The following is a 24,313-nucleotide window of genomic DNA, read 5'->3' on the forward strand; positions in this document are numbered from 1 at the left end:
TTTCTTTATTTTTGCTCATACTACCGCGCTTGCGTTTGGTTGGCGGTCTAACGACCACCAACCAAACCAGAGGGTAAATTATTTTCTACCCACAAACATTTTACTCATACAACTTAGTTTTTTTAGTAATCTAGGTCCACACTTTTCCTTTTTATTAATAGAAAAATTACTATAATTTGTTTTTATTCCGTTATGCTCTATTCATTTTGATTAGTGGTACAAATATAAAAAAATTTAGTGTTTAAGAGAGTTAAGCACCTAGTTTTTTAGCTTTTTTTGGTATTTTACTAGGAGAAAAGTTCCTCTTTTTAACTATTTATGAATAAATTCTTTGAATATGGGAAATGAATAGTTTTGGGAGGAGTGAAAAATATGAATTTTTATAAAAGGTTTTTTAGAAGAGTAGGAATGGTGCTACTTTTTATGGCAGCTCTACTAACTACATTTCAGTCAATATCAGGTGTTAAGGCAAGTGCGATAAATTTTAGTAATAATAATTATGAACAATCAGAGGCAAGCGAGACGAACGGTCAGTTTGATCATACAATTAAGCAAATTGGGGTAGCATTAAAGAGTTTTAAAAAAGCATTGGTGGAGAAAACACAAATCTCCTCCAGTAAAGAGGTTGCGGGGAAGCCACCATTGTTGGAAAATATGAAAGATTGGTCACAATATCCAACAAGGCGAGTTGTAGCGACTGGTTATACGGCTGGATATGAATCAACTGGGAAGAACCCAGGTCACCCCCAATTTGGGATTACGTATTCAGGTGTAAAAGTAAAAAGAGATTTATATAGTACCATTGCAGCAGATACAAGTGTATTTCCGATTGGGACAATTCTTTTCATCCCTGATTATGGATTTGGAGTAGTTGCTGATACTGGTTCAGCAATTAATGGAAATAAAGTAGATTTATACTATGAAACAGTACAAGATGTCTATAGCCAATGGGGAAAGAAAACACTAGATGTATACATAGTAGAAATGGGTAAAGGTAAATTAACAGAAGAGACATTAAGTGCATTGAATGAAGAAGAATCGATGCAAGTATTCCGTCAACAGTATACGAAGGCAGAAAATAAATAAGCAAAATACATCACACATAATCCAAAAGGATGTCCTAAAAAGACAGTATTCCAAGCAAATGTACATAACTTGTTTGGAATACTGCCTCTAAGGCATCCTTTTTTATATAATTACTTTTATAAGTAGGAGCTGTTAATAAATAAGCATATGTAATAGCAGCGTTAATAAGATGCCCGTTATTCCTCCGAAAAACACCTCTATAGGTTTATGTCCCAATAATTCTTTTAATTCTTTTCTTTTTTCTTGTTCTGGTTTGTTTTGCCATCCCTTTGCATCATTTAAAAATTTATTAAAATCGTTTACTAAGCGATTTAAAACGATTGCTTGTTCCCCTGCTTGCCTTCTTACACCAGTAGCATCAAACATGGTGATAATGGCAAAAATCGCTGCAACAGCAAAAATCGGTGAATCCAACCCTGTTTGAAGAGCAATAGCAGTTGAAAGGGCAGTTACAGCAGCTGAATGAGAGCTTGGCATGCCTCCAGTACTAGTTAACAGAGACCAATCAATTTTTTTGGTAACAAAAAAAGTAATCGGTACTTTGACAAATTGTGCGAAAAAAATTGCAATTAGGCTCGCAAATAAAGGGAAGTTAGCTAGTAATTCCATAAATAACACCTCATCATTTCTGTTGTAGAATCTGTACTTTTAGTATGTATACCTTATTTAACGCATTACTAATCTTTCATAATAAGGAATATTAATGGAAATAAGGAGGTAGACAGTGGAGCATAGAAAATAAAGAGTGGAATGATTTTTCTCTGTATTTATTTTTTCTGCGCGATTGAGAGAAGAAAATGTATTCCATTTTTTAAATTATTGAGGACAGCATTATCCTTGCTTATAAGGAATGTTTCCACTTATCTTATTATAACATAACCAAATATCGTGCTTTCTACTTAAAATCGAAAAAAATCCGTTAATATTTTAAGGTTGAAAGGAAGAAAAGTAATTAGGTATACGAAATGTTGTATAAATTCGTTATAATAAAGGAAGAAATAGAATGGAGGAATGGAAATATGTTTTCTTATCACAAAGAATGGGATTTTCAAAATAACCATGAAAGTATTATTGTCGGCCTTTTTGACAAATCTATTAAATTAGAAGGAAAGCTTCAGCAATTAGATGAACTTTTTGATGGAGAGTTAACCACTCTAGTAAAAGATGGAGATATTTCAGCAAAGAAAAAATCCATTACTGTTATACATACTTTTGGGAAAATTGGAGCAAAACGAATTATTTTTGTTGGATTAGGAAAAGAAAAAGAGCTTTCTTTTGACGAACTTAAAGAAATATTTGGGGCAACATTTAAACGTATTACAAAAGAAAAATGGGTGGAAACGGCCATTTATTTAGATTCCTTTGTTACGGAAGAAAATGAAGCAGAGGATGTTGCTCATGCATCTAGTGAGGCATTTGGTCTAGCAACCTATGAATTTGTCGGCTATAAGCAAAAGTCAAATGAGCCAGAAAAGAAGATAGAGGAAATAACGGTATATAGCAACGCGGAAGAAGAGGCAGTTTCGGCAGCACTTACAGTAGGGTATGTGTATGGACAGGCGACAAACTCAGCACGTACACTCGTTAATCTACCAGGCAATATGTTAAAAGCTACAGATTTAGCTAATTATGCATTAGAATTAGCAGGAAAATATGGATTTGAAGCAGAAATTTTAGAAAAAGAAGATATGCTAAAGCTTGGTATGGGTGCACTCCTTGCAGTTAACCAAGGTTCAACAGAGCCACCTAAAATGATTGTGCTGAAATACCAGGGAAAAGAAAAGTGGGAAGATGTAATAGGCTTAGTAGGAAAAGGAATCACTTTTGATACAGGCGGCTATTCTATCAAGACAAAAACAGGTATTGTCGGCATGAAAACAGATATGGGTGGAGCAGCAGCTGTCCTTGGTGCAATGGAAGTTATTGGTGAACTAAGACCAGAACAAAATGTTGTTGCAGTAATTCCATCGACTGATAATATGATAAGCGGCCATGCATTTAAACCAGATGATGTTATTACATCGATGAGTGGAAAAACGATAGAAGTATTAAATACAGACGCAGAGGGACGCTTAGTTTTAGCAGATGCGGTAACCTATGCGAAACATCATGGCGCTAATTATCTTGTTGATGTTGCAACGCTCACTGGTGGTGTAATTACGGCACTAGGTATGGAAACAACAGGGGCAATGACGAACAATGAATCTTTATTTGAAAAAGTGTTAGAAGCTTCTTATGAAGCTGGAGAGCAAATGTGGAGACTACCTATATTTGAAAGCCATAAAAAATTGGTACGTAATAGTCCAATAGCTGATTTAAATAATTCACCAGGAGGTGCTGGCCATGCGATTATGGGTGGCGCATTTATTGGCGAATTTGCAGAAGAAACTCCATGGGTACATTTAGATATTGCTGGAACTTCTACACAAAGTAAAGCAACAGATTTAGGCCAGCCAGGTGCAACTGGTGCAATGACAAGAACCCTTGCGCTATTTGTAGAAAGATTTGAAAGTACGAAATAACAATAGCAAAATAAAAATAAGCAGCAAAAGAACCCCGTCCATTTTTAGTGAGGGGGTTCTTGGCTTATAATTAAATGGGAGTACTATGAATTCTAAGCCAATTTTCCATTGGTTCTGGCATATGTGAATGTGCAACGAGACCTGCATGACCTCCTTCAAATAAAACAAAGGATTTATCTTTGCTTGAGACAAGATTCATGATTGGTTCACAGAGGGAACTTGGAACAAGGGGATCATTCTTTGTTGAAAATACGAGAAGATTGGATTCGATTTTTGATAAATTAACTTCTTCTCCATGAATGGTTAATCCACCCTCAATCATTTTATTGTCCCTTACAAAGTCGTTCATAAGTTGCTTAAGTGTTGCTCCGGCAACTGGAATGTGATCCAGTGTCCATTTATTCATCCTTGCCCATTTTTCCGTGTAGTTTTTCTCCCCAGAGCGATTTAGAAGAGCTAAATAATGACTAAAGGACACAGGTGCCACAAGCAGCCTAGTCCCGTATTTTACCGATTCTGGAGGAATAACTCCCATTTTATCAATAAGTTTATCAAAGTGTAATTCCTCTTCGCGAAGTGCTTTTAGCCAATTATCGTAATCTGGAAAAGCAGAAAAATCGATTGGAGAAACGGCAAGGACGAGATTTTTTATATTAGCATTATCTAATGCGGAGAATATAGTAGCAAGTGTACCTCCTAGACAAAAGCCAATGACGGTGAAGGAATCTGAGTCTGCATGTCGCATTGCCCGATTGAATCCTGGTTGAATATACTTTGTTATATAATCATCAATTGTTAGATGGCGATCTTCATATGCTGGTATCCCAAAATCGATTAAATATGCATCATATCCTGCATTATTAAATGCCTCAATTAAACTCATGGAAGGGCCTAAGTCGAGAATATATGGTTTATTGACAATAGAATAAATAAGATAGATAGATTCTTTGAATTTTCTTTTTTTGGAAGGGTAGTACCATAATGTCGCTTTATTTTTTTTCCATATTGCATACCTTTCTGTTTGTCCAACAACTGGGTCATATGATAATGTATGAATAAAATTTGCTAGATTTTTTTTTGCCATAATTATATCGCCTGATTAGGAAAAGTGGAGTGGCTGATTTCATCTTTTTGTAATTCTAATTGTTGTTTTGCTTGTGATAATTCATATTGCAGTGTGGAAATTCTTTGTTCTTGTTCTGTCATTTTATTTGATAACTGTAAGGAATAATCATCGGATGGACTAAAGCTTAATTGCTCTATTAATTGCTTTACTTCTCTCATCATATTAGTCAATTCATACAATTGATCATCAAGATTATCAATTTTCTCTTCTGATTGAATAATTAATTGGGTAGCATTTGCTAAATCTGTTTTGGTAGGAAGATTGATATAATTACTTAATTGTTCTGAGTAGTTTTGAATCTGATCAAGCTTGTTTGTTAATGGGTTTGTTTTTGTACTTGTAAAATCAATGATAGACATTTGATTTAAACTATTTTTGATTCGGTTATTTATCCGATATTGCAGTAGGTTTCCACCTTTTTTTAATAACTCATAAAAGTCGATTGTAACATGAGCCATTTTCTTATCCCTCTTTCTTTTCTTTTTTTGAACATCTACAGAAGCTTTTTACAGTATGGAAGAAAGTCCACCATCAATAGCGATAATTTGTCCAGTGATATAATTAGATGCTTCTCCTGATAAAAGAAGAATGATTCCGTCTAAATCATTTAGTTTACCTAAACGTCCTGCTGGAATTTTTGCACTAATTTGCTTTTTATGATTTTCGAATACTGTCGTTATTTTTGTTGGAAAAAATCCTGGGGCAATCGCATTTACTTGAATATTGTATGGTGCTAATTTAATTGCTAATTCTTTTGTTAACGTAATAAGAGCCCCTTTACTAGTGTTATATGCTATCGCGTCTAATAGCTGTGGTGGTGTCCCGCTAAATGCCGTAACAGAGGAAATATTAATGATTTTGCCGTGGTTTTGTTCTGCCATTTTTTTAGCGACTGCCTGTGAAAATAAAAAAGTCCCTTTAACATTTACATCGAGTACATTGTCCCATTTGTCCTCAGGGTAATCTAAAAAAGGCGCAATCCAAGAAGTGCCACTGTTATTAACTAAGATATCAATTGTTCCGAATTTCTCGATTGTTTTACTAATAACCTGTTCAATATCCTCTTTTTGGGAAACATCGCAAGACAGGGCTAACACATTAATTCCTTTATCCTGTAATTTAGCAGCTGTTTTTGCACATTGCTCTACATTTCTAGAACAAATGACGATATTTGCCCCTGCTTTTCCTAATGTGTCTGCCATTTGTTCTCCTAACCCACGACTACCTCCAGTAATGATTGCTGTTTGATTCGTTAAATCAAATAGTGAATTCATTTTATTTACCATTCCTCCTGCTACATCTATTCCATATAGTATAGACAAGCAATGTCCTAAGGGTGAATAAATTGATGGATTTACCTATGCCTAACCTGTATCTCACTTTAAATGTTCGTCTACATGATTTAGTTAAATTAGAGAGAATTCATGTTAGAAGAAATTTAGCTGTTAAAGGCAATAGCCCAGTCCAAAAAGGGGACATTCGCATAGAAAATAGAGTAGAGAGAAAAAAGTATAAAGAGAGTGGAGGTAATTGCGAATGATGCACGGTTATCCATATCGATATCAATATCCGCAACAAGATTCAAGAGTTTGGTTTGCAGCACCATTTGTGGGTGGCTTATTAGGAGGAGTTCTAGGAGGAGCTTTAGTAAGACCTAGACCGTTCTATGGTCCAGTACCATATGGACCTGTTCCGTATGGACCAGTGCCTTATGGACCGTATCCTTATTACTAAAAAGCAAATTTGAAATTTTATACATGTTTGTAAAGACGATTTAGTGTGACCTGGTTTTTGATTCTTTCAGTCTGCACCTATAAGCAGTCTGAAAGAATCCATTAGCAAAAATTTTTTACCGCCATCTTAATTGAACAGATAAAAAGCAGCAATTGGGAGGATTATTTTTGTGATCAAAGTTTAATGTTAAGCCATCTGGATTATAGGAAATTTTAGGTGTTTCCTTCATACCAATAGATTTAAATAATTGTTCCATTGTATCTGTTTTAGATAATTGGGCTGCACTCATTATGTTTTTAGAGAATTCGTAGGAATTAGCTAACTGCTTTATACAGGCTTCGGCATCGGATAAAAGATTTAATGTGTCTTTAGCAGAATCAATAAACTTAGCAGGATTTACTTCAGGAAATTCACGAAAATAGATAGGATAATGAAGATATGGATGGAATGCTGCAGGAGTATACGTATTGCGGTGATAAAAAAGGGCTTGGTACATACTGGACATTCCTTTCGTACAGAATAATCAATCATTTCACTTCTTAAAGCCTATTCTTAATAGAAGTAAAATATGTATCGAGAGAAAAATAAAGACTTGAGATCATTTACAGGTTAAAATAACCGTTCATGATTTCAAGTCTTTATATAGTCTTTTCTTATATTCATGGGAATCATGGTATAATTAAATGCCTGTTCCCTATGGATAAGTCAATCATGGATTAAGCCTTGCTTCCTGTATCTTAGGAAAGCTAATTCCACGCCATACGTCTTACTTAAAAGTTGTGGCGGTGTTCGATTAGGTCAATTGTTCCGAGCACGATGTGGGCTAGTCCAAAACCGAACACTGTATTGGAGATCATCGAATCAATTTTTCGATTTTGCTTCATTACCATTCCGGCTGTTGTAACAGCTGTTCCAAGGACAGTAGGGATTAATCCTTCACGAATATGCGTCATTTTGTGGCACTCCTCTAATGGATTTGGTCCTAAGAAAGGACTTGATTATTATTCGCTATTAGTTCATTGTTTACCCTATCCTAAGCAACAGTTAGTAATGGGAAATGATGGACTCATTTTTCCCTTGCGGCTGCCTCTTTTGCCTGTTTTAAATCATCTCTAATTGTTACATCCGCCATTGGTATTTTACTATTATATGCAGCACGAATAATAAGCTGTCCTGCAACTGGAGAAGTTAAGAAAATAAAAGCAATCGCAAGAATTAAGCGAGAATTAAAAATTTGTTCTGCCTGAAAAAAATAAAGACATACACCAAGAAGGATACACATTACCCCTAGAGTTGCTGATTTGGACGCTGCATGGCTTCTTGTGTAAACATCTGGAAGGCGCAATACTCCAATGCTTGCAACAAGGCTTAACAGGGCTCCAAGGAGAATAAGAACAGCGATAATAATGTTAATGATTGTCTCGGTCATTTTCGATAATTTCTCCTTTCTCTAGATACTTAGAAAAAGCTACTGTCCCGATAAAAGCTAAAATACCTATGAGAAGAATAACTTCCAAAAAGGCTGACGTTTTTAATACTACTGATAAAATAGCAGTAATAGCTACTAGGTTTATTCCGATTGCATCAAGAGCAACCACTCTATCAGGAGTGGTTGGTCCCTTTACAACCCGATAAATAAATAAAATGGTTGAGATAGAGACGATAAATAAGGATATGTTCATGATAGTTTGGAACATTAAATACTCACCTCTTGTATGGCTTTTTCAAAGTTATGTTTGATACTACTAATCGTTGCCTCTTTATCACTAATATCCATGGCATGAATATAGAGAATTTTATTATCCTCTGAAATATCCACTACAAGTGTTCCAGGTGTTAGGGTAATTAGATTACAAAGTACAGTTATTTCCCAATCCTTCGTTAATTCCGTTTCCAATGCAAAAATTCCCGGTGTTACCTTCAGCTTTGGCTGTAGAATAACCTTTAATACTTCAATATTAGAAAGGATTAGCTCTCTCAAGAAGATACCTAAAAGCTTTAAAATGGAGACAACCCGGTATAAATAAAACTTATCTGAGAAAAATCTTCTTGTAATATAGATAAGAATCAAGCCAATTATGAACCCGATTAGAAACGTATCTGGAGCGAAGGAGCCTTTCAGAAACATCCAAATAAAACTGATAAGAAAATTTAATAATAATTGAAATGCCATCGTTATCACTCCTTTAATACAGCATGTATATAGTTTTCAGGCTGAAGCAGATTCTCAGCAGCTAAAGAAATATAGGGTGAAAGCACCTCTGCCCCAATTCCGATAAAGACAGAAAGAAGAACTAGTATACAGCCGGGTAATAAAAGTGTTCTTACAGGCTTTTTCATCACATTATCTGATTCTTCTCCCCAAAACCCTTTTACAAATATTTTAATGACAGAAAGTAATACAAAGAGACTTGATAGAACGACAATAAAGCTTCCAATATAATTACTTGCTTCAAATGCTCCTTGTATAATAAGTAATTTTCCGACAAAGCCACTTAGTGGTGGAATCCCTGCTAGACCTAGTGCTGCAAGGAAAAAGGTCCAAGCTAGGAGAGGATATTTTTTCATTAACCCACCCATGTATTTTAAATTGCTAGTACCAGTAATATAAATCATGACGCCAATTAATAAGAAGAGAGCTCCTTTTATAATCATGTCATGTAAAAGATAAAAAATGGATCCGGTAAGGGAAACAGCATTAAAGGTGGAGAATCCAAACAAGATTACCCCAATTGCAGTAACGATATTATAGATAATTATTTTTTTTACGTCGTTATAAGCAATAGATCCAATAGCCCCTAAAATTATGGTTATAAGGGAAAGAATGCCTAATAGCGAAAAGACGTAAGAATCTTCGTAAAAGAATAAGGAGTAAGTTCGGACAATGGAATAGACTCCTACCTTTGTTAATAATGCTCCAAATAATGCAAGAATAGGAATTGGCGCTGCATTATAAGAGCCGGGAAGCCAGAAAAATAATGGAAAAATAGCTCCTTTTAATCCGAATACGATTAGAAAAAGGACAGCAATTACTGTTAATATTCCAGCTCCTCCTATTTCGCTAATGCGCTCTGAGATAAAAGCCATATTTAATGTACCCACGACAGAATAAAGGTAGGCAACAGCTATAACAAAGAGTGCAGATGCAACAACATTTACAATTATATATTTTACTGTTTCTCTTAACTGGACTTTTGTGTTTCCAAGAACGAGTAGTACATAGGAAGCCATTAACATTACTTCAAAGAATACAAATAGATTAAAGATATCGCCAGTTGAGAACGCACCAATAACGCCAACTAAAAGAAATTGAATAATGGAGTAATAAAAGTAAGATTCCCTTTCTCTCTCCATTCCTTTAAAGGAATAAATGATGCAACAAAATGCAATAATGTTTGTAGTTAGCACAAGTAGTGCAGATACCATATCTGAAACAATGGTTATTCCAAAAGGAGCATCCCAATTACTTAAATTTACTGTTAGAATTCCATCATTTTTAATTTGTTCTATCATAGATAATGTAACAATAATGGAAACACTAATGCTTAATAAGGAAAAAATGCGTTGTAAAATGATTTTCTTATAGAAGAAAATCAAAATAATTCCCGTAAATAAAGGAATTAAAATTGGAAATAGAATTAAATTACTCATACTTTTTCCCTCTCAATTTCTCCATATTATCTGTCCCTAATTCTTGATAAGTTCTGTAAGCAAGTACTAATAAGAAAGAAGTAACCCCAAAGCTAATAACTATGGCTGTTAATATTAACGCTTGAGGTAAGGGATCAGCATAACTTTTTGCGTGCTGTCCCAATAGAGGGGCAGCACCCTTTTTAAGTCCACCCATTGTTAATAATAATAAATGAACCCCATGACTAAGAAGTCCTGTTCCAATAATAATGCGTAATAGACTCTTAGAAAGAATTAAATAAGTTGCACACATAAACAAAATTCCGATTATAAATGCCATTAAGAATTCCATTAGTCATCCTCTCCAATCGTTTGAATAATGGTCATTGTAACGCCTACTACTACTAAAAAAACACCGAGATCAAATAACGCAGCAGTATGAAGAGACGTTTCTCCTAATAAAGGCAAATGCACATGTTTATTAAAAAAATGCGTTAAAAATGGTTTGTTAAATAATACGGCAATCATACCTGTTAAGGTACTTATTAACAGGCCAATTGCAGCAACATAGATAAAATTTATCGGGAAGATTTTCTTCACAAATTTTATATCATAAGTAATAAGTAATAGAACGATTGCTCCACTTGCCATTAATCCACCTATAAATCCTCCACCTGGTGTATAATGCCCAGCAAAAAAGAGATCAACAGAGTATAGGAGTATCAGAAAAACAATGACTTTTGTGATGGTTTGTAAAACTAAATTATTTATTTTCATTTTTCTTTCCCCCCATTCTCAAGGTTATCATGGAATAAATACCAATTGCAGCAATGGAAAGCACCGCTATTTCAAAGAGCGTATCAAATCCCCTGAAATCAACTAAGATTACATTTACCATATTTTCTCCTGCCGCTTTTAAATACGTATTTTCCACATAATATTGAGAAATGGAATCGAATAGTTTTGTGCTATAGGAAGCAATTGCAATAAGCATAATAACGAGTCCTACTAACACAGAAATTACTGCATTGGACAATTTAAAAGGAATACTTTCTTTTTTTCGTGCGTTCCGTGGTAAATGATAAAAACATAGTAAAAATAAGGCGACTGATACTGTTTCAATTACCAATTGTGTCAATGCAAGATCTGGTGCCCGAAATACTACATAGAATAAAGAAACCGTATATCCGACTGCACCTAAAAGAATAATGGAAGTTAACCGTGATTTAGAGAACAAAATAGAAATAGCTGAAACAACAAGAACAAGTGACAAAACTACTTCATAGCCTCCAATTGGCGCAAGTCGAAGCGTATCAATTGTAAATCCATCCTTTGCAAATAAAGTATAGGATAGGATAAGGATAAAAAAGGTGAAGATATAAAATAAATAGGTTCGAAGGGAACCAGTCATATATCTGTTTGTCATCCTACTAAATAGATTTTCTGTTTCCCCAAATAATTTATCATATATCGAATTCCATATAACAGGAATAGATTGATAAATAACAGCCCATTTTCTAACAGTTAAATAAAGGATTGTCCCAAATACAATGACACCAATCGTCATAAATAGTTCTGGTTCGAAACCATGCCAATGATAGATATGAAGATCATATACGCCTCCGCCATAAATGGAAGTGATAGCAGGAGATAGAATGGTATTTGCTAGTAACCCTGGGAACAGTCCGAATACTAGAACAAGAGATACTAATACAATTGGTGAAATTAGCATACCCATTGGTGCTTCATGTGGCTTAGTAGATAATTTTTCCGGTTGATATCTCCCTGTAAAGGTTTTAAAGACTAGAATCATACTATACACGAATGTAAAGATGCTACCGATCCATGCGATAATGGGTAACAGAACTCCCCAAGTATCTAATTGAAACATATTGAATTCACGAATGTTCAACATGCTCGCAAAAAACATCTCCTTGCTTAGAAATCCGTTAAATGGAGGAATTCCAGCCATGGATAACGAGCCAATCAAAGCAATGGCAAATGTGATTGGCATTATTTTCATTAGTCCACCTAAACGACGAATATCTCTTGTCCCGGTTTCATGATCAACAATACCAACCATCATAAACAAACTACCTTTAAATGTGGCATGGTTGACAAGATGGAAGACTGCCGCTGCCGTTGCAACATAATAAACACTATCATTATTATAATGTGCTCCAGCAGCACCAATTCCTAATAAAGACATAATCATACCAAGCTGACTAATTGTTGAATAGGCAAGAAGTCCTTTTAAGTCCACTTGCTTTACAGCAAAGAATGAACCGTACAAAAGGGTGATAATCCCGACAAGTGATACAATCCAAATCCAATAACCAGAAACTGCAAATACAGGGCTTAAGCGTGCTACAAGATATATCCCAGCCTTTACCATCGTAGCGGAGTGCAAGTAGCTGCTGACTGGAGTTGGAGCTTCCATGGCGTCTGGTAGCCAAATGTGGAATGGGAATTGTGCAGATTTTGTAAAAGCACCAAGTAAGATACAAATCATAGCCAATATGAATAACGGATGGGAAATGATAGATTCTTGTTGGACGATAGTAATAATTTCTGAAATGGTAAATGACCCGGTCATAATATAAAGCAGGATTATTCCAGCTAATAAAGAAAGTCCTCCAAATACCGTAATTGCCATTGATTTAATAGCCCCATAACGAGAATTACTTCGATTATTCCAAAAACCGATTAGAAGAAAAGAAGAAATACTTGTAATTTCCCAGAACATATACAGAGCAATTAAATTATCTGATAATACAACTCCAAGCATAGCCCCCATAAATAAGAGAAGATACACGTAGAATTGATTAATCTTTTCTTTGTTTTTATCCAAATAATAGATGGAATAAAGAATGACAAGTGCGCCAATTCCAGATATTAAAAGAGAAAATAGCATTCCAAGACCATCTAATTTTACTGAAAAGTCAATACCTAATGATGGAATCCATGCAATCGATTCTGTTTTTGCCTGTAAATTGGACGTCGCTCCAATATTGCTACAGAAATAAATAAACAGTAGAATGGGCAGTGGTAATATAAACCATCCCGTATGTACTTTTTTCATCAATTTATATGCAATAGGAATCAATAGAGTGTATAAAAATGGTGAAAGTACAACCCAGTGAAGAATAGACAAATTAAACCCTCCTTAAACAAAATCTAAATAAAATGACTTTGAAAATGAATGAACATGATAAAGTATAACGCAAAAAAAACCGCTATGCACATAGGAAACTTGAAAATTATTGGACAATTAACTTTGCTATTAAATAGGAAGAAACAGGTCTAAAACTGCAAAAAAATTTTTTTGTTTTTTTGTGTAAAACACCCACCTTTTTGCTCAAACTAATGGAGAGGTGGTTAAATAGATGAATATAAAACCAAAAATATGTATTTCCATTTGTATATTTTCTTTTTGCCTCTTAGTAGGGATTTTCTTGAATAGCTTTCAAAAAAGAGAATTTTATTCATTAGATGAGCTCTTACTTCTAGAAGATGAAGACTCCCTTTTTCTAGAAGAAACGATGGTTCCCTTTCAACCTAGAGAATATATACGCAAAATAGCAGTAGAATAAAGCTTTAAATAAGAGGGACAGCCTTAATATCAGGGGTGTCCCTCTTTTATGTTTTACATTGCCTAAAAAAATATGTGTAGGAAGAAGATTTTTTAATGGGTCATTCGCGAGGAAATAATTGCTGAGTGAACTGGTATAAAAAGTCTTGAAAAAAACTCCCGAAAAAATACAGAAAATTAAAAAGGTTAAGTGATATTCTGTTATAATAAAAGTAGATAAATATCGGAATCAGCTTAAGGATAAACAAAAAATGGAGATATTCTTCAAAAAGGAAGAACTGCTAAAGACGCACGATTCATGTGAAATATCGATGAAAAAGAAGGTGAAAGAATGGAAAAGCAACAGTATTTATTTATTGACTTTGAATTCACCATGCCAGAGAAAAGTATTAAGTTTAAGGGGTTTTATCCTGAAATTATTGAGGTTGGTATCGTAGCCGTTGTAGATGATTCAATAAGGGAACAGTTTTCTTCTTATGTAGCACCCCGTAAGTTTTCAACACTCTCAAGGAGATGCAAATCTTTTCTACATATTTCACAAGAACAAGTAAATAATGGGATGTCATTCAATGGTTTAATGAAAAAACTGGAGAAAGTTTGCGCAGGATATCAAAATACCATTGTTACATGGGGAAATATGGATATGAAAGTGCTGAAGGATAATTGTCAGAAAGCACACATTCCATTTACGCTTCATTGTAAGGAAGTAGATTTGTCCATGGAATATAAGCGCTTTTTTGGAGATAAAAACCAAACGGGCTTATGGAAAGCAGTTAGGGAGTATGGGAGGGAAGGAACAGGAAAACATCATCGTGCGCTAGATGATGCATTAACCACATACCATATTTTCAAACTTGTGGAACAAGATAAAAAATATATGGGGAAGTCCAATCCACCAACAATAGGAGATTTAATTGACATGTCCAAATTACTTAATAAGTTTGCTTAAAAAAGACGAAGATATCATTCCTCGTCTTTTTTTATTTGAACTTCTATTGTAATGCTTAAGATAACTTATAAAATTCTGCATTAAGTATTTCTAAGTTTTTCAAGCTTAGCGCAGCAAATTCTGAATCGTCTTTTTGAAGCTCTTGACGCATTTTTTCTAAAGCTACTTGCAAGGATTGGTTATAAGCGGGGATTGTTTCCTCCGAATATAGCTTAACCATCTTTTTGGGAGCATTCATTTGTTCCCGATAGGAAAGTGCTTTTCGTTCATGAAAAATCTCTACCATTGCTTCTTTCGGATGATGTAAATCTCCCTGCATTGGATGTTTTAATACAGCAAGTACACGCACTAAATAACTTTGTGGTCGTATATCTGTTATTTCCCCTATATATTTTCCCGTTTTATAAAAGGCGGTCACGATAGAACCGATAGGTAGTTCTGACAAGAAAATCCCTCCATCTGCTATTTCCTTTTATAGTATCATAAATAATCTTTTTTTGATAAACGAGAATAAACTGCATATTAGTGAAGTTTTTTCAAATACTAATACCAAACCGTCTATGGAGGAAGAAAGATGAAAAAACTGTGTTTATTGGCGATTATTCCCCTTTTCCTATCCGGTTGTGCGGCAGGTGAAGTTACAAAAGTAAAAGTAGTCATGTATAATGATGTGGGCGATTCTTTAGGAACAATCGAGCTACAAGAACAATCGGCAGGAGTGAAGTTAGCACTTGATTTAAAAGGCCTAACTCCAGGGATTCATGGTATTCATATTCATGAGACAAATAAATGTGATGCCCCTGATTTTAAATCTGCAGGAAATCATTTTAATCCAGACAATAAAGAGCATGGATTGCTACATCCAGAAGGTGCCCATGCAGGTGATTTACCTAATATTTTGGTGAAAGAAGATGGCACAGTAAAAGCAGAGCTTATGGCGCCACAAGTAACACTTAGAGATGGTAAAACATCATTGTTTTCAAAGGAAGGAACTTCTATTGTTATTACAGAACAACAGGATGATGGAATGACACAACCAGCCGGTGATTCTGGTGAAAGAATTGCATGTGGTGCTATAAAGAAGAAATAGAAAAAAGACGAGGCTGAGACAAAACTAAATAACTAATCTTTAAAGACGAACAATCTCTAATTCAGCTCTTAAATATAGTCAAGTGTAAAACTAAGTCGTTCCATTGCGCTACAGACACTCGATGCGCCGGGGAGGAAGCTGAGCCTCCTCGCTGCGAGCGCACTGAAAAAGTCTGGTTCTCCACATAAAATGAGGTTTTATTTATTTGAAAGCGAATAATAAGTTGGTTTGGAGAGGCGTCCGCTCGACTCCTACGGGAGATGTGAGAAAGTCCGAGACCCTACAGGAGCGTGAGCTGTGAAGCGGCTCGGCGCTCGCCCCAATGAGTCATGTGGGCACCTCGGAAAACAATTTACACATCTAAGTTTAAAAGGCAGTTACGGCCAATCATCAATAGCTATCAGTTTTTCAGTGCCCTCCCTTGCTGCACTGCGGGGTCTCAGCCTTTCCTCTATTTCCCGCAGGAGTCGAGTGTCTTCCGCTCCATTCCACTTCATTTTTTAAACTTTATTCCAAACCAACAAACACGAACTTTTATGTATATTAACTACATGAAAGTTCGTGTTTTTTATTAGTTGAAATGCTTATGTCACAGCTTCGTCTTTTTACTTGGAATAAGCTTTTTATCCCAATCTTAAACTTCAGTAAGACTAGCCCCTCTCGACTTAGAAGAACTCGAGATAGTGTTAGTCTTACGTCCGTAAAGTAAGGATGGTTCAACTAACCAACAGCAGGGAAATGTAGACAACTCACTGATGGAAGTTTGAGTTTATCCTTACCTATTGAAATGTTTGTATAAGAATAAAGATATTTAATGAAACAATTAAAATAGCCATTATCCACGATATTACCGTAATCCATTTTGTGTTTACTAGACTTCCCATAATGCGTTTTGTACTAGTAAACATTATTAACGGAATAAGAGCAAAGCCGATTCCGAAAGATAAGATTACTTGGCTTGCAACAAGTGCAGTAGTTGGATTAATGCCAAGTGCAATGATGGCAATAGGTGGGACCATCGTAATGACCCTTCTTACATAAAGCGGAATACGAAAATGGATGAATCCCTGCATAATGACATCTCCGGACATTGTACCAACAGATGAGCTAGATAGTCCTGCGATTAATAATCCTAAACCAAATAAAGTGGCTGAAATAGGACTAACTAATTCTCCAAAATAATGAAAGGCTATATCTAAATCTTCCACAAATAATCCATTTTTATGGAACAATGCACTGGAGACGATGAGCATTGCCCCATTAATAAACCCTGCAATCAACATGGCAATAAGAATATCGATGAATTCAAAACGAAAAATTTGTTTTTTCTCTCTATCTGTTTCACCAACAATCCTTTTCTGTGTTAATGCAGAATGTAAATAAATAGCATGTGGCATCACGGTTGCACCTAGTATCCCTGCTGCTAAAATAACGCTATCTATCCCATCGAATTGAGGGGTAAATAACCCGTGGAATAAAGATGAAACATCTGGCTTTGCGAAGAACATTTGAACGATAAAAGAAAGGACCACAATGAATAGCATGGCGGTAATGCCTGCTTCTAAGGAACGATACCCCCGTCGTTGTAATTCAAGAATAGCAAAAGAGCCGACTGCAGCAATAAGACTTGCTTCTAATAAAGGGATACCAAAAAGAAGATATATACCGAGTGCTGCACCGATAAACTCTGCTAAATCAGTTGCCATAATGACAAGTTCGCCCTGTATCCATAATCCGATAGAAACTGGTTTTGGAAACTCTTCTCTTGCGACTTCAGCTAAGTTTTTTCCTGTAGCAATCCCCAATTTTGCTGACAATGATTGAATAATTAATGCCATGATGTTGGAGAAAAGAATAACCCATAATAATAGATACCCATATTTCGAGCCTGCAGCAATATTTGTTGCAAAATTTCCAGGATCAATATAGGCAATCGCAGCAATAAAAGCTGGACCTAAAAACGGGAGTATTCTTTTTAAGCCTTTAACATCTTCGCCTAATATACTTTTGGCAGATTTAGAATGAATATTTTCTATTGATTGATATTTTCGCATTTTTTCACCTGATTTTACTTTGGTTTAAAAAGTTTCATCAACGCAACTTTTATATAAAAGATATTCTTAAATTAGAAAATTGTCAATCTATTTATATAATTTATTATAGGTAATTTTTTGGAAATAATGAGAGGGGATTATTGGAAGCCTTTGTAAAGCGCTTTTTCTTTCATAGCGGTTAGATAGGAAGGATAAAAAAATCCTAGCTGAATAGTCAGCTAGAATACCTAAAAAGCATATTATTGTACTTCTTGAGCACCGGTTACTTCTCCATCAATTACAGCAGATGCTTTGAATTCATCACTCTTGTAATAAACATTACCATCTACTTTTGCAGTAGCATCAACAGTGAAACCATTAGCTTCTACATAAACATCTCCTGCAAATGTACCACCTTGAATTTTGAAGTTTTCACTTTGCACTGTCATTTTAGGAGCAGTTAATGTGAAAGAATCAATGATGTTATGATCGTCATCTTGTGTATAAAGGGCAAGTTTACGGTAAATGTCTTTAGCAGCATCCCCTTTATCGTGGAATTCTCCTGCTACAACAATGTCACTGTCTACTGTTAAATCTTGAAGTGTTGCAACAATCCAAGTTCCATTTTCACTTAATGCACTTGTTAATGCATCGGCTTCATTTACGATAGATGCAGTTGTAACTACATCAGCTGACTCTTCAGCCTTTTCTTCTTTTGGTTCTGACTCTGTATTCCCACAAGCTGTTAAAAGTGCTCCTGCTAAAATAGAAGCAAGTAAAACTTTTGGTGTAATTTTCATGATTGGTTCCCCCTATATTGTCTTGGTTTATGTGAATGGATTCACAATACAACATTATATTAACACATACACTGTAGTTATAGAGAGGGGAGGTGTGTCCAATTTGTGAAAGAAATAAGGTGAAAATGTGACTTTATTTTAATAGTCTGAAAATTACATCACCACTTAAACGGCAACAAAACGCAGCCACAAACTTAGGAGAATATGAGTAATATTTGTGTGTGTTCAACTGTCTGTATAGATATGCATGGTTCGTTTCTTAAAATCTGTTTGGAAAGAACAAAAAAATCAAGCGAGCTACGATATAATGGAAAATATCCAGTGTAGCCCGCTTGATCTTTATTTATTTATTTATTTATTTCATCCATTCAGGCTTTCCGAAGCCTTCAAATTCTTCATCAATAACTTTTTCGAATTCAGGTGATTCAACAGCTGCTTTAATATCTTTAGCAAATGTAGCATCTAAATCTTTTGTATTAACAACTACACGGTTACGATATTGATCCAGCATATTTTCTAGTTGTAGTGCATCCAATAAATCCATTTTAGCTGCTAGTGCGAAGTTACCAGGAACAGCTGATAAGTCTACACTGTCAACAGCGCGAGGTAGCTGTGCTGCTTCAATCGTTTCGAATTTCAGATTTTTAACATTATTTGTCACATCTTTATCAGACACAGTTAATGGGTCTGCATCTTCATCAATTTCAATTAGACCAGCATCTTTTAAAATTAAGAAAGCACGAGCTGCGTTGGTAGGATCATTTGGAATAGCAATTGTTGCACCATCTGTAATGTCTTCCAAACTGTCAAATTTATTCGAATAAATGCCCATTGGAGCAGTTGGCACAGAAATTAACTCAGATATCTCTATGTTATTTTGTTCGGCAAAAGATTCCATGTAAATTTTATGTTGAAACAGATTTGCATCAATGCTTCCTTCTGCTAACGCATTATTAGGCTGTACATAGTCTGTGAATTCTGTAACTTCTACTTTATACCCTTTATCTTCTAGAATTGGTTTTATTGCTTTTTCCACCATATCTGCATAAGGACCAGATGTTGCACCTATATTAATCTCTTTTTTATCACCACTGTCGGCATTGTCTTTCTCTTCTCCACATGCACTTAGTACACTAAATGATAATAGTAATAGAATTCCTAAAAGTAATTTTTTCATTGTCTTTTCCTCCTAAGGTATATATGTTTAACGCTTATCCAGTGCTTTTGACAGTTTATCTCCGAAAAATTGGATGATTTGGACTAAGCAGATGAGAACAACAACAGTTGTAATCATTACCGTATTATCATAACGATAATAGCCATACTGAATGGCAAGGTCACCAACTCCGCCGCCGCCGACAATTCCTGCCATGGCTGAATAAGCAATTAAATTTATAATCGTAATGGTAATACCTTGAATGATTCCTGGTCTTGCTTCAGGTATCAATACTTGCCAAATAATCATCCAGGGCGATGCCCCAATAGCTACAGAAGCTTCAATTACCCCTTTATCAATCTCTCGAAAAGCTTGTTCCACTATTCTTGCAAAAAAAGGAATGGCAGCAACGGATAAAGAAACCGAAGCAGCAGTAGGTCCAATGGTTGTGTTTGTAATCCATTTTGCTAAAGGTAATAGTGCAATTAATAGGATGATAAATGGAATGGAGCGGACCATATTTACAACAAACCCTACAATATTTTTAATAATGGGATTTTCTAGAAATAATCCTTTATCTGTAACAAATAGAAGAATTCCTATCGGCAAACCCACAATAATAGCCACAACAATGGAAATACCAACCATATATAATGTTTCAAAAAAAGCAGAATTTAAATCAGGAAGTAATTCTATAATATAATGCCAATCAATACTAAGAGGCATGGTGGATCACCTCCACGTTTTTAGTACGACCTTTAATATACGCAATCGCTTTTGTAATTTCATCATCAGCACCTGTTAATTCCATAATAAAAATTCCAAGTGGGTTGTTTTGAATGTATTCAATCTTTCCATGAAGAATATTTCCTTTAACTGAATATTGTTGGAAAGCATCCGATATAATTCCTTCTTCTGCAATAACTCCTTGGAAGGTAACCTTAATAATTTTTCCTGTTCGTTCTTCTAATAGATGGCTTGGTAATTCAAATTGAAGAATGCTATTTACAAAACTTTTTGTAAGTTCTTGTCTTGGGTTAGCGAACATATCGTATACAGGCCCTTCTTCAATTACCTTTCCAGCTTCCATAACAGCCATGCGATCACAAATATCTTTTACAACTTCCATTTCATGGGTGATTAAAACGATGGTTAAGCCAAGTTCCTTATTAATTTTTTTTAACAATGCTAGAATTGATTTCGTTGTACTTGGATCCAGAGCAGAAGTTGCCTCATCACAAAGGAGAACGGTTGGGTTATTGGCAAGTGCCCTTGCAATCCCTACCCTTTGTTTTTGCCCACCACTTAATTGGGCAGGAAAGACGTCTTTTTTATCGGTTAATCCTACCATATCGAGTAGCTCTAGAACCCGGGTATGGATTTTTTTTGATGGTAAATTTGCCGCTTTAAGAGCGAAAGCGATATTTTCATATACGGTTTTACTACTAACAAGATAGAAGTGTTGGAAGATCATTCCTATTTTTAATCGAGCAGCTCTTAATTGTCTTTGATTCAATTTTGTTAAAGATATATTATCGATAATGATTTCGCCACTAGTAGGCTTTTCCAATAGATTAAGACAACGAAGAAGCGAGCTTTTTCCAGCACCGCTATAGCCTACGATTCCAAAGATTTCTCCTTTTTGTATGGATAAGGAAACATGGTCTACACCTATAACTTGTTCTTTCTTTGTGTTATATACCTTCACCAAATCGTTAATTTGTATCATTAGAAACTTCAAATCCCCCTTTACATGAACATTTTTCGACTATACTAGAATGTTAAAACCTCCTATAACATAAAAAAACTTCTTTCATTTGAAAGAAGTATCGTATGCATATAGCCGATCTTATCTTTCAGAATAAGTAATTCTGCAGGAGTTAGCACCTTCCTTTAGGAAAGGAGGTTGCTGGATGTCATCGGGCCTGTTCCCTCAATCTCTCTTGATAAGTAAATATGAAATTTTCACTAAATGAATAATAAAACTAAAATACTGAATTGTCAATATAAATTTACAATTTGCAACACACTAAAAGCTTGATTGGATCCCACTTTTTGAACTATGTTCTTTAAGTAGATATATGATAGAATGGTTTTTAGCAAAATGGAACAAAGGGTGACAGAATGAATAGTCAAGAAATGAATTTAGAATTTGTGCGTCTGTTAAATGAATGGGATCCCTTTTCAATAGGGGAAGGGAATTATGATACCGAAATTGCTGATATTCTACAAGCAATCCACGATTTAGATAAGGAAGAAGAGTTAGCAAATGCTATCCAAGCAATTTATGAATTTTCTTTTGAAGAAACGATTCCTTTGGAGAAGTGCTTCACAATCTCGAAAAAACTTATGACCATAAAACGTAGCGGCATCTGTTCACTATAAGGACAGGAAGATGTGTTTAAACAATCTTTATCTGGTCTGAATTCATTCTGTTGGCAAAGTTTAAACTTCGCCTTCGGGTGGATTCCTATCATTAATCCAATGGAAAATGTTCTTTACGCTACCTCTTTTAGAAGCAATGGAGATTAACTAAAAACGAAAGCCCAAAATTAAAAATGTACGAAAAGTTTAGGGATAATTTGATATAATGAGAATATTTCAAGGCGAGCAGGAGGATGAACATGAAATTAACAGAAAAAGAAATTGAGATTGCTGAAATTCTGGAAAAAGATGCAAGGGTATCGGACGAAGATATAGCAAAAATGATAGGTGTAGAGTTAGAAAAAACAAAAGAAATGATTACTAAATTAGAGACAGAAAGTATAGTTGTGCGCTATACGTCCATTGTTGATTGGTCAAAAGTGGAAGGTCATGAAGGGGTTACCGCCATGATTGACGTCAAGGTTACTCCTAAAAGAGGTGTTGGCTTTGATGATGTTGCACAAAGAATTTATCGATTCAAGGAAGTTAAGTCTCTCTATTTAATGTCTGGGGCATATGATTTATCGGTAATTATTGAAGGGAAATCCATGAATGAAGTGGCAAGATTTGTTTCCGAAAAGCTATCAACTCTTGATTCTGTAATTTCGACCACTACTCACTTTATTTTGAAACAATATAAGCATGATGGAACAATATTTGAACCTTCAGATGATGATAAAAGAATTGTGGTGTCACCATAATGAAGCAAACAAAAAGCTATATTGCACAGAAAGTAGAGGAAATGAAGCCATCTGGAATACGCAGATTTTTTGATCTAGCATCCAGTATGGAAGGAGTTGTTTCTCTCGGTGTAGGAGAACCAGACTTTGTTACTTCTTGGTCAACAAGAGAGGCAGCAATTTTATCACTGGAACAAGGATATACCTCTTATACTGCCAATCCAGGGCTATTAGAGCTTCGCGAGGAAATTAGTCATTATATGAAAAAAAGATTTTTGGTTTCCTATGAACCGACTTCTGAAATAATCGTTACTGTTGGTGCTAGTCAGGCAATAGACATCGCTTTACGGGCTATACTTAACCAGGGAGAAGAAGTTATTGTTGTAGAACCGTGCTTTGTTTCTTATGCACCATTAGTAACCCTAGCTGGGGGAGTGCCAATTCCTGTTCAAAGCTTAAAAGAGAATGATTTCAAAATCAAGCCACATCAGTTAGAAGAGGTAATAACCGACCGTACAAAAGCAATAATGATTTGTTCGCCGAATAATCCTACAGGAACAACCCTTTCAAAAGCTGAGTTAGTAAACATCGTGGAAGTTGCAGAAAAACATGATTTGCTTATTCTTTCTGATGAAATATATGCAGAGCTTTGCTATGATGAAGAATATACAAGTACAGCAGCAATAAATAGCGCGTGGGAGCGTACCATTCTTCTATCTGGTTTTTCGAAGGGGTTTGCAATGACTGGTTGGAGATTAGGGTTTGTGTGTGGACCAGAGGAATTAATCCAAGCGATGCTGAAAATCCATCAGTACAGTTTAATGTGCGCGCCGACAATGGCACAATATGCTGGACTTGAAGCATTAAGAAGTGGTCAAAATGATGTCGAAGAAATGAAGAAAAGTTATCGACGCAGAAGGAATTTTATTGTGCAATCTTTAAATGACATGGGGCTAAATTGCCATTTGCCTGGAGGAGCTTTTTATGCGTTTCCTGATATAACCGCAACAAAGATGACATCTGAAACATTTGCTGAAAAGCTATTGATAGAAGAGAAGGTAGCGGTTGTACCAGGTAGTGTTTTCGGAGAAAGTGGAGAAGGGCATGTTCGGTGTTCATATGCTTCCTCGTTACAACAATTGCAGGAAGCAATGAAAAGAATGAATCGTTTTGTAGAGAAACATACGCATTAAGCTAAAAAGAGGTGTTTTAAAAGAAAATCTTCACCATACATTATGTTGTGGATTTTCTTTTATGACACCTTTTTTTATATGAAACGTGTAGTTCAGTCATCATTGATAGTATGACCTAATGGGGTTTACTCGTACATTCAAGACAATAGATTACACAAATTATATAAGGGAATTATATTAGTGAAAATAGTATGAGTAAAATGTTTGTGGGAGAATAAATATCCTTTTTGTCTAGTTGGGGGACGCGTCCTCCAACTAGACAAAAAGGCCACCAAGCGAGAGCGCGGTAGCTGGAAAA

At 35.3% G+C, this 24,313-nt stretch carries 29 protein-coding genes and 1 riboswitch; of the genes, 10 read left to right on the forward strand and 19 right to left on the reverse strand.

Annotated features, from left to right (window positions below; all coding sequences use genetic code 11):
• Positions 1-372: 372 nt before the first annotated feature.
• Entirely contained in the window at positions 373-1,086 is a 714-nt protein-coding gene (locus tag ACTQ5K_RS22635) for a 3D domain-containing protein (RefSeq protein ID WP_031536918.1), read from the forward strand.
• A 132-nt stretch (positions 1,087-1,218) separates the two neighbouring features.
• Here ACTQ5K_RS22635 and ACTQ5K_RS22640 read toward each other — a convergent pair whose 3' ends face one another.
• Positions 1,219-1,695 (reverse strand): divergent PAP2 family protein, encoded by a 477-nt coding sequence (locus tag ACTQ5K_RS22640; protein WP_031536919.1) that lies wholly within the window; start codon positions 1,693-1,695, stop codon positions 1,219-1,221.
• Between the two features lie 410 nt (positions 1,696-2,105).
• On the opposite strand from ACTQ5K_RS22640, the gene ACTQ5K_RS22645 reads away from it, so the two are divergent.
• Positions 2,106-3,608 (forward strand): leucyl aminopeptidase, encoded by a 1,503-nt coding sequence (locus ACTQ5K_RS22645; protein ID WP_031536920.1) that lies wholly within the window; start codon positions 2,106-2,108, stop codon positions 3,606-3,608.
• A 70-nt stretch (positions 3,609-3,678) separates the two neighbouring features.
• On the opposite strand, the gene ACTQ5K_RS22650 is transcribed toward ACTQ5K_RS22645, so the two are convergent.
• From ACTQ5K_RS22650 to ACTQ5K_RS22660, 3 genes are read right to left on the reverse strand one after another with little or no spacing between them, the layout of a single operon-like run.
• Positions 3,679-4,692, reverse strand: a complete 1,014-nt coding sequence (locus ACTQ5K_RS22650; protein WP_031536921.1) for an alpha/beta fold hydrolase — start codon at positions 4,690-4,692, stop codon at positions 3,679-3,681.
• A 2-nt stretch (positions 4,693-4,694) separates the two neighbouring features.
• The gene (locus tag ACTQ5K_RS22655) at positions 4,695-5,192 is read right to left on the reverse strand and encodes a hypothetical protein (protein ID WP_031536922.1); all 498 of its coding nucleotides are present in this window, start codon (positions 5,190-5,192) and stop codon (positions 4,695-4,697) included.
• Positions 5,193-5,240: 48 nt separating this feature from the next.
• Positions 5,241-6,008 carry an SDR family oxidoreductase gene (locus ACTQ5K_RS22660; RefSeq protein ID WP_349205326.1) on the reverse strand — a complete coding sequence of 256 codons (768 nt, stop codon included), beginning with the start codon at positions 6,006-6,008 and terminating at the stop codon, positions 5,241-5,243.
• Positions 6,009-6,082: 74 nt separating this feature from the next.
• Here ACTQ5K_RS22660 and ACTQ5K_RS22665 point away from each other — a divergent pair, with 74 nt between their 5' ends.
• Positions 6,083-6,274 carry a hypothetical protein gene (locus tag ACTQ5K_RS22665; RefSeq protein ID WP_031536924.1) on the forward strand — a complete coding sequence of 64 codons (192 nt, stop codon included), beginning with the start codon at positions 6,083-6,085 and terminating at the stop codon, positions 6,272-6,274.
• Positions 6,271-6,468 carry a hypothetical protein gene (locus ACTQ5K_RS22670; RefSeq protein WP_031536925.1) on the forward strand — a complete coding sequence of 66 codons (198 nt, stop codon included), beginning with the start codon at positions 6,271-6,273 and terminating at the stop codon, positions 6,466-6,468. The genes ACTQ5K_RS22665 and ACTQ5K_RS22670 overlap by 4 nt, the downstream gene beginning before the upstream one ends.
• A gap of 115 nt (positions 6,469-6,583) precedes the next feature.
• Here ACTQ5K_RS22670 and ACTQ5K_RS22675 read toward each other — a convergent pair whose 3' ends face one another.
• The 9 genes from ACTQ5K_RS22675 to ACTQ5K_RS22715 all read right to left on the reverse strand — a co-directional run bounded on the left by ACTQ5K_RS22675 (position 6,584) and on the right by ACTQ5K_RS22715 (position 13,252).
• Entirely contained in the window at positions 6,584-6,964 is a 381-nt protein-coding gene (locus ACTQ5K_RS22675; RefSeq protein ID WP_048718477.1) for a hypothetical protein, read from the reverse strand.
• Between the two features lie 274 nt (positions 6,965-7,238).
• Positions 7,239-7,421, reverse strand: a complete 183-nt coding sequence (locus ACTQ5K_RS22680) for a hypothetical protein (RefSeq protein WP_031536927.1) — start codon at positions 7,419-7,421, stop codon at positions 7,239-7,241.
• Positions 7,422-7,534: 113 nt separating this feature from the next.
• The gene (mnhG, locus tag ACTQ5K_RS22685; protein ID WP_031536928.1) at positions 7,535-7,897 is read right to left on the reverse strand and encodes a monovalent cation/H(+) antiporter subunit G; all 363 of its coding nucleotides are present in this window, start codon (positions 7,895-7,897) and stop codon (positions 7,535-7,537) included.
• The gene (locus tag ACTQ5K_RS22690) at positions 7,878-8,165 is read right to left on the reverse strand and encodes a Na(+)/H(+) antiporter subunit F1 (RefSeq protein ID WP_031536929.1); all 288 of its coding nucleotides are present in this window, start codon (positions 8,163-8,165) and stop codon (positions 7,878-7,880) included. Before ACTQ5K_RS22690 ends, mnhG begins: the two co-directional genes overlap by 20 nt.
• Positions 8,165-8,641 carry a Na+/H+ antiporter subunit E gene (locus ACTQ5K_RS22695; protein WP_031536930.1) on the reverse strand — a complete coding sequence of 159 codons (477 nt, stop codon included), beginning with the start codon at positions 8,639-8,641 and terminating at the stop codon, positions 8,165-8,167. The genes ACTQ5K_RS22690 and ACTQ5K_RS22695 overlap by 1 nt, the downstream gene beginning before the upstream one ends.
• Before the next feature lie 5 nt (positions 8,642-8,646).
• Complete coding sequence (locus tag ACTQ5K_RS22700) at positions 8,647-10,119, reverse strand: Na+/H+ antiporter subunit D (RefSeq protein WP_441994342.1); 1,473 nt, start codon at positions 10,117-10,119, stop codon at positions 8,647-8,649.
• A complete protein-coding gene (locus ACTQ5K_RS22705; RefSeq protein ID WP_235251719.1) occupies positions 10,112-10,450 on the reverse strand; it encodes a Na(+)/H(+) antiporter subunit C in 339 nt (112 codons plus the stop codon). Before ACTQ5K_RS22705 ends, ACTQ5K_RS22700 begins: the two co-directional genes overlap by 8 nt.
• Positions 10,450-10,875, reverse strand: a complete 426-nt coding sequence (locus ACTQ5K_RS22710) for a Na(+)/H(+) antiporter subunit B (RefSeq protein WP_235251718.1) — start codon at positions 10,873-10,875, stop codon at positions 10,450-10,452. Before ACTQ5K_RS22710 ends, ACTQ5K_RS22705 begins: the two co-directional genes overlap by 1 nt.
• Positions 10,862-13,252: a Na+/H+ antiporter subunit A gene (locus ACTQ5K_RS22715; RefSeq protein ID WP_031536934.1), complete on the reverse strand. Its 2,391-nt coding sequence runs from the start codon at positions 13,250-13,252 to the stop codon at positions 10,862-10,864. Before ACTQ5K_RS22715 ends, ACTQ5K_RS22710 begins: the two co-directional genes overlap by 14 nt.
• A 232-nt stretch (positions 13,253-13,484) precedes the next feature.
• Here ACTQ5K_RS22715 and ACTQ5K_RS22720 point away from each other — a divergent pair, with 232 nt between their 5' ends.
• On the forward strand, positions 13,485-13,691 hold the full coding sequence (locus ACTQ5K_RS22720) for a hypothetical protein (protein WP_031536935.1): 207 nt from the start codon (positions 13,485-13,487) through the stop codon (positions 13,689-13,691).
• A gap of 330 nt (positions 13,692-14,021) precedes the next feature.
• Positions 14,022-14,639 (forward strand): 3'-5' exonuclease KapD, encoded by a 618-nt coding sequence (gene kapD / locus ACTQ5K_RS22725; RefSeq protein ID WP_031536936.1) that lies wholly within the window; start codon positions 14,022-14,024, stop codon positions 14,637-14,639.
• A gap of 55 nt (positions 14,640-14,694) precedes the next feature.
• Here kapD and ACTQ5K_RS22730 read toward each other — a convergent pair whose 3' ends face one another.
• A complete protein-coding gene (locus ACTQ5K_RS22730) occupies positions 14,695-15,084 on the reverse strand; it encodes a kinase-associated lipoprotein B (protein ID WP_031536937.1) in 390 nt (129 codons plus the stop codon).
• 129 nt (positions 15,085-15,213) lie between these two features.
• Here ACTQ5K_RS22730 and ACTQ5K_RS22735 point away from each other — a divergent pair, with 129 nt between their 5' ends.
• Positions 15,214-15,729, forward strand: a complete 516-nt coding sequence (locus ACTQ5K_RS22735; RefSeq protein ID WP_031536939.1) for a superoxide dismutase family protein — start codon at positions 15,214-15,216, stop codon at positions 15,727-15,729.
• 779 nt (positions 15,730-16,508) lie between these two features.
• Here the strand turns inward: ACTQ5K_RS22735 and ACTQ5K_RS22740 are convergent.
• From ACTQ5K_RS22740 to ACTQ5K_RS22760, 5 genes are all read right to left on the reverse strand, one after another.
• On the reverse strand, positions 16,509-17,783 hold the full coding sequence (locus ACTQ5K_RS22740; protein WP_031536940.1) for an Nramp family divalent metal transporter: 1,275 nt from the start codon (positions 17,781-17,783) through the stop codon (positions 16,509-16,511).
• 239 nt (positions 17,784-18,022) lie between these two features.
• Positions 18,023-18,562 carry a polymer-forming cytoskeletal protein gene (locus ACTQ5K_RS22745; protein WP_031536941.1) on the reverse strand — a complete coding sequence of 180 codons (540 nt, stop codon included), beginning with the start codon at positions 18,560-18,562 and terminating at the stop codon, positions 18,023-18,025.
• A 355-nt stretch (positions 18,563-18,917) separates the two neighbouring features.
• Positions 18,918-19,739 carry a MetQ/NlpA family ABC transporter substrate-binding protein gene (locus ACTQ5K_RS22750; protein ID WP_235251715.1) on the reverse strand — a complete coding sequence of 274 codons (822 nt, stop codon included), beginning with the start codon at positions 19,737-19,739 and terminating at the stop codon, positions 18,918-18,920.
• A 27-nt stretch (positions 19,740-19,766) separates the two neighbouring features.
• Positions 19,767-20,444, reverse strand: coding sequence for a methionine ABC transporter permease (locus ACTQ5K_RS22755; protein ID WP_031536943.1), 678 nt, complete (start codon positions 20,442-20,444; stop codon positions 19,767-19,769).
• The gene (locus ACTQ5K_RS22760; RefSeq protein WP_031536944.1) at positions 20,434-21,447 is read right to left on the reverse strand and encodes a methionine ABC transporter ATP-binding protein; all 1,014 of its coding nucleotides are present in this window, start codon (positions 21,445-21,447) and stop codon (positions 20,434-20,436) included. Before ACTQ5K_RS22760 ends, ACTQ5K_RS22755 begins: the two co-directional genes overlap by 11 nt.
• 117 nt (positions 21,448-21,564) lie before the next feature.
• Positions 21,565-21,671, reverse strand: a riboswitch (SAM riboswitch).
• Between the two features lie 171 nt (positions 21,672-21,842).
• On the opposite strand from ACTQ5K_RS22760, the gene ACTQ5K_RS22765 reads away from it, so the two are divergent.
• The 3 genes from ACTQ5K_RS22765 to ACTQ5K_RS22775 all read left to right on the forward strand — a co-directional run bounded on the left by ACTQ5K_RS22765 (position 21,843) and on the right by ACTQ5K_RS22775 (position 24,015).
• Positions 21,843-22,103 carry a DUF1871 family protein gene (locus tag ACTQ5K_RS22765; RefSeq protein WP_031536945.1) on the forward strand — a complete coding sequence of 87 codons (261 nt, stop codon included), beginning with the start codon at positions 21,843-21,845 and terminating at the stop codon, positions 22,101-22,103.
• Positions 22,104-22,342: 239 nt separating this feature from the next.
• Entirely contained in the window at positions 22,343-22,843 is a 501-nt protein-coding gene (locus tag ACTQ5K_RS22770) for an Lrp/AsnC family transcriptional regulator (protein ID WP_031536946.1), read from the forward strand.
• Positions 22,843-24,015 carry an aminotransferase gene (locus tag ACTQ5K_RS22775; RefSeq protein ID WP_031536947.1) on the forward strand — a complete coding sequence of 391 codons (1,173 nt, stop codon included), beginning with the start codon at positions 22,843-22,845 and terminating at the stop codon, positions 24,013-24,015. The genes ACTQ5K_RS22770 and ACTQ5K_RS22775 overlap by 1 nt, the downstream gene beginning before the upstream one ends.
• The last annotated feature ends 298 nt before the right edge of the window (positions 24,016-24,313 follow it).

Source organism: Niallia sp. Sow4_A1 (assembly GCF_052116745.1).
GTDB lineage: Bacteria > Bacillota > Bacilli > Bacillales > Cytobacillaceae > Niallia > Niallia hominis.

Coding starts and splice junctions, on each gene's coding strand:
- ACTQ5K_RS22640 (WP_031536919.1), bottom strand. CDS start 1,695: ATGGAATTACTAGCTAACTTCCCTTTATTTGCGAGCCTAATTGCAATT.
- ACTQ5K_RS22770 (WP_031536946.1), top strand. CDS start 22,343: ATGAAATTAACAGAAAAAGAAATTGAGATTGCTGAAATTCTGGAAAAA.
- kapD (WP_031536936.1), top strand. CDS start 14,022: ATGGAAAAGCAACAGTATTTATTTATTGACTTTGAATTCACCATGCCA.
- mnhG (WP_031536928.1), bottom strand. CDS start 7,897: ATGACCGAGACAATCATTAACATTATTATCGCTGTTCTTATTCTCCTT.
- ACTQ5K_RS22745 (WP_031536941.1), bottom strand. CDS start 18,562: ATGAAAATTACACCAAAAGTTTTACTTGCTTCTATTTTAGCAGGAGCA.
- ACTQ5K_RS22645 (WP_031536920.1), top strand. CDS start 2,106: ATGTTTTCTTATCACAAAGAATGGGATTTTCAAAATAACCATGAAAGT.
- ACTQ5K_RS22675 (WP_048718477.1), bottom strand. CDS start 6,964: ATGTACCAAGCCCTTTTTTATCACCGCAATACGTATACTCCTGCAGCA.
- ACTQ5K_RS22690 (WP_031536929.1), bottom strand. CDS start 8,165: ATGTTCCAAACTATCATGAACATATCCTTATTTATCGTCTCTATCTCA.
- ACTQ5K_RS22660 (WP_349205326.1), bottom strand. CDS start 6,008: ATGAATTCACTATTTGATTTAACGAATCAAACAGCAATCATTACTGGA.
- ACTQ5K_RS22710 (WP_235251718.1), bottom strand. CDS start 10,875: ATGAAAATAAATAATTTAGTTTTACAAACCATCACAAAAGTCATTGTT.
- ACTQ5K_RS22750 (WP_235251715.1), bottom strand. CDS start 19,739: ATGAAAAAATTACTTTTAGGAATTCTATTACTATTATCATTTAGTGTA.
- ACTQ5K_RS22765 (WP_031536945.1), top strand. CDS start 21,843: ATGAATAGTCAAGAAATGAATTTAGAATTTGTGCGTCTGTTAAATGAA.
- ACTQ5K_RS22720 (WP_031536935.1), top strand. CDS start 13,485: ATGAATATAAAACCAAAAATATGTATTTCCATTTGTATATTTTCTTTT.
- ACTQ5K_RS22760 (WP_031536944.1), bottom strand. CDS start 21,447: ATGATACAAATTAACGATTTGGTGAAGGTATATAACACAAAGAAAGAA.
- ACTQ5K_RS22740 (WP_031536940.1), bottom strand. CDS start 17,783: ATGCGAAAATATCAATCAATAGAAAATATTCATTCTAAATCTGCCAAA.
- ACTQ5K_RS22670 (WP_031536925.1), top strand. CDS start 6,271: ATGATGCACGGTTATCCATATCGATATCAATATCCGCAACAAGATTCA.
- ACTQ5K_RS22755 (WP_031536943.1), bottom strand. CDS start 20,444: ATGCCTCTTAGTATTGATTGGCATTATATTATAGAATTACTTCCTGAT.
- ACTQ5K_RS22700 (WP_441994342.1), bottom strand. CDS start 10,119: ATGAGTAATTTAATTCTATTTCCAATTTTAATTCCTTTATTTACGGGA.
- ACTQ5K_RS22665 (WP_031536924.1), top strand. CDS start 6,083: ATGGATTTACCTATGCCTAACCTGTATCTCACTTTAAATGTTCGTCTA.
- ACTQ5K_RS22695 (WP_031536930.1), bottom strand. CDS start 8,641: ATGGCATTTCAATTATTATTAAATTTTCTTATCAGTTTTATTTGGATG.
- ACTQ5K_RS22635 (WP_031536918.1), top strand. CDS start 373: ATGAATTTTTATAAAAGGTTTTTTAGAAGAGTAGGAATGGTGCTACTT.
- ACTQ5K_RS22680 (WP_031536927.1), bottom strand. CDS start 7,421: ATGACGCATATTCGTGAAGGATTAATCCCTACTGTCCTTGGAACAGCT.
- ACTQ5K_RS22775 (WP_031536947.1), top strand. CDS start 22,843: ATGAAGCAAACAAAAAGCTATATTGCACAGAAAGTAGAGGAAATGAAG.
- ACTQ5K_RS22705 (WP_235251719.1), bottom strand. CDS start 10,450: ATGGAATTCTTAATGGCATTTATAATCGGAATTTTGTTTATGTGTGCA.
- ACTQ5K_RS22735 (WP_031536939.1), top strand. CDS start 15,214: ATGAAAAAACTGTGTTTATTGGCGATTATTCCCCTTTTCCTATCCGGT.
- ACTQ5K_RS22655 (WP_031536922.1), bottom strand. CDS start 5,192: ATGGCTCATGTTACAATCGACTTTTATGAGTTATTAAAAAAAGGTGGA.
- ACTQ5K_RS22650 (WP_031536921.1), bottom strand. CDS start 4,692: ATGGCAAAAAAAAATCTAGCAAATTTTATTCATACATTATCATATGAC.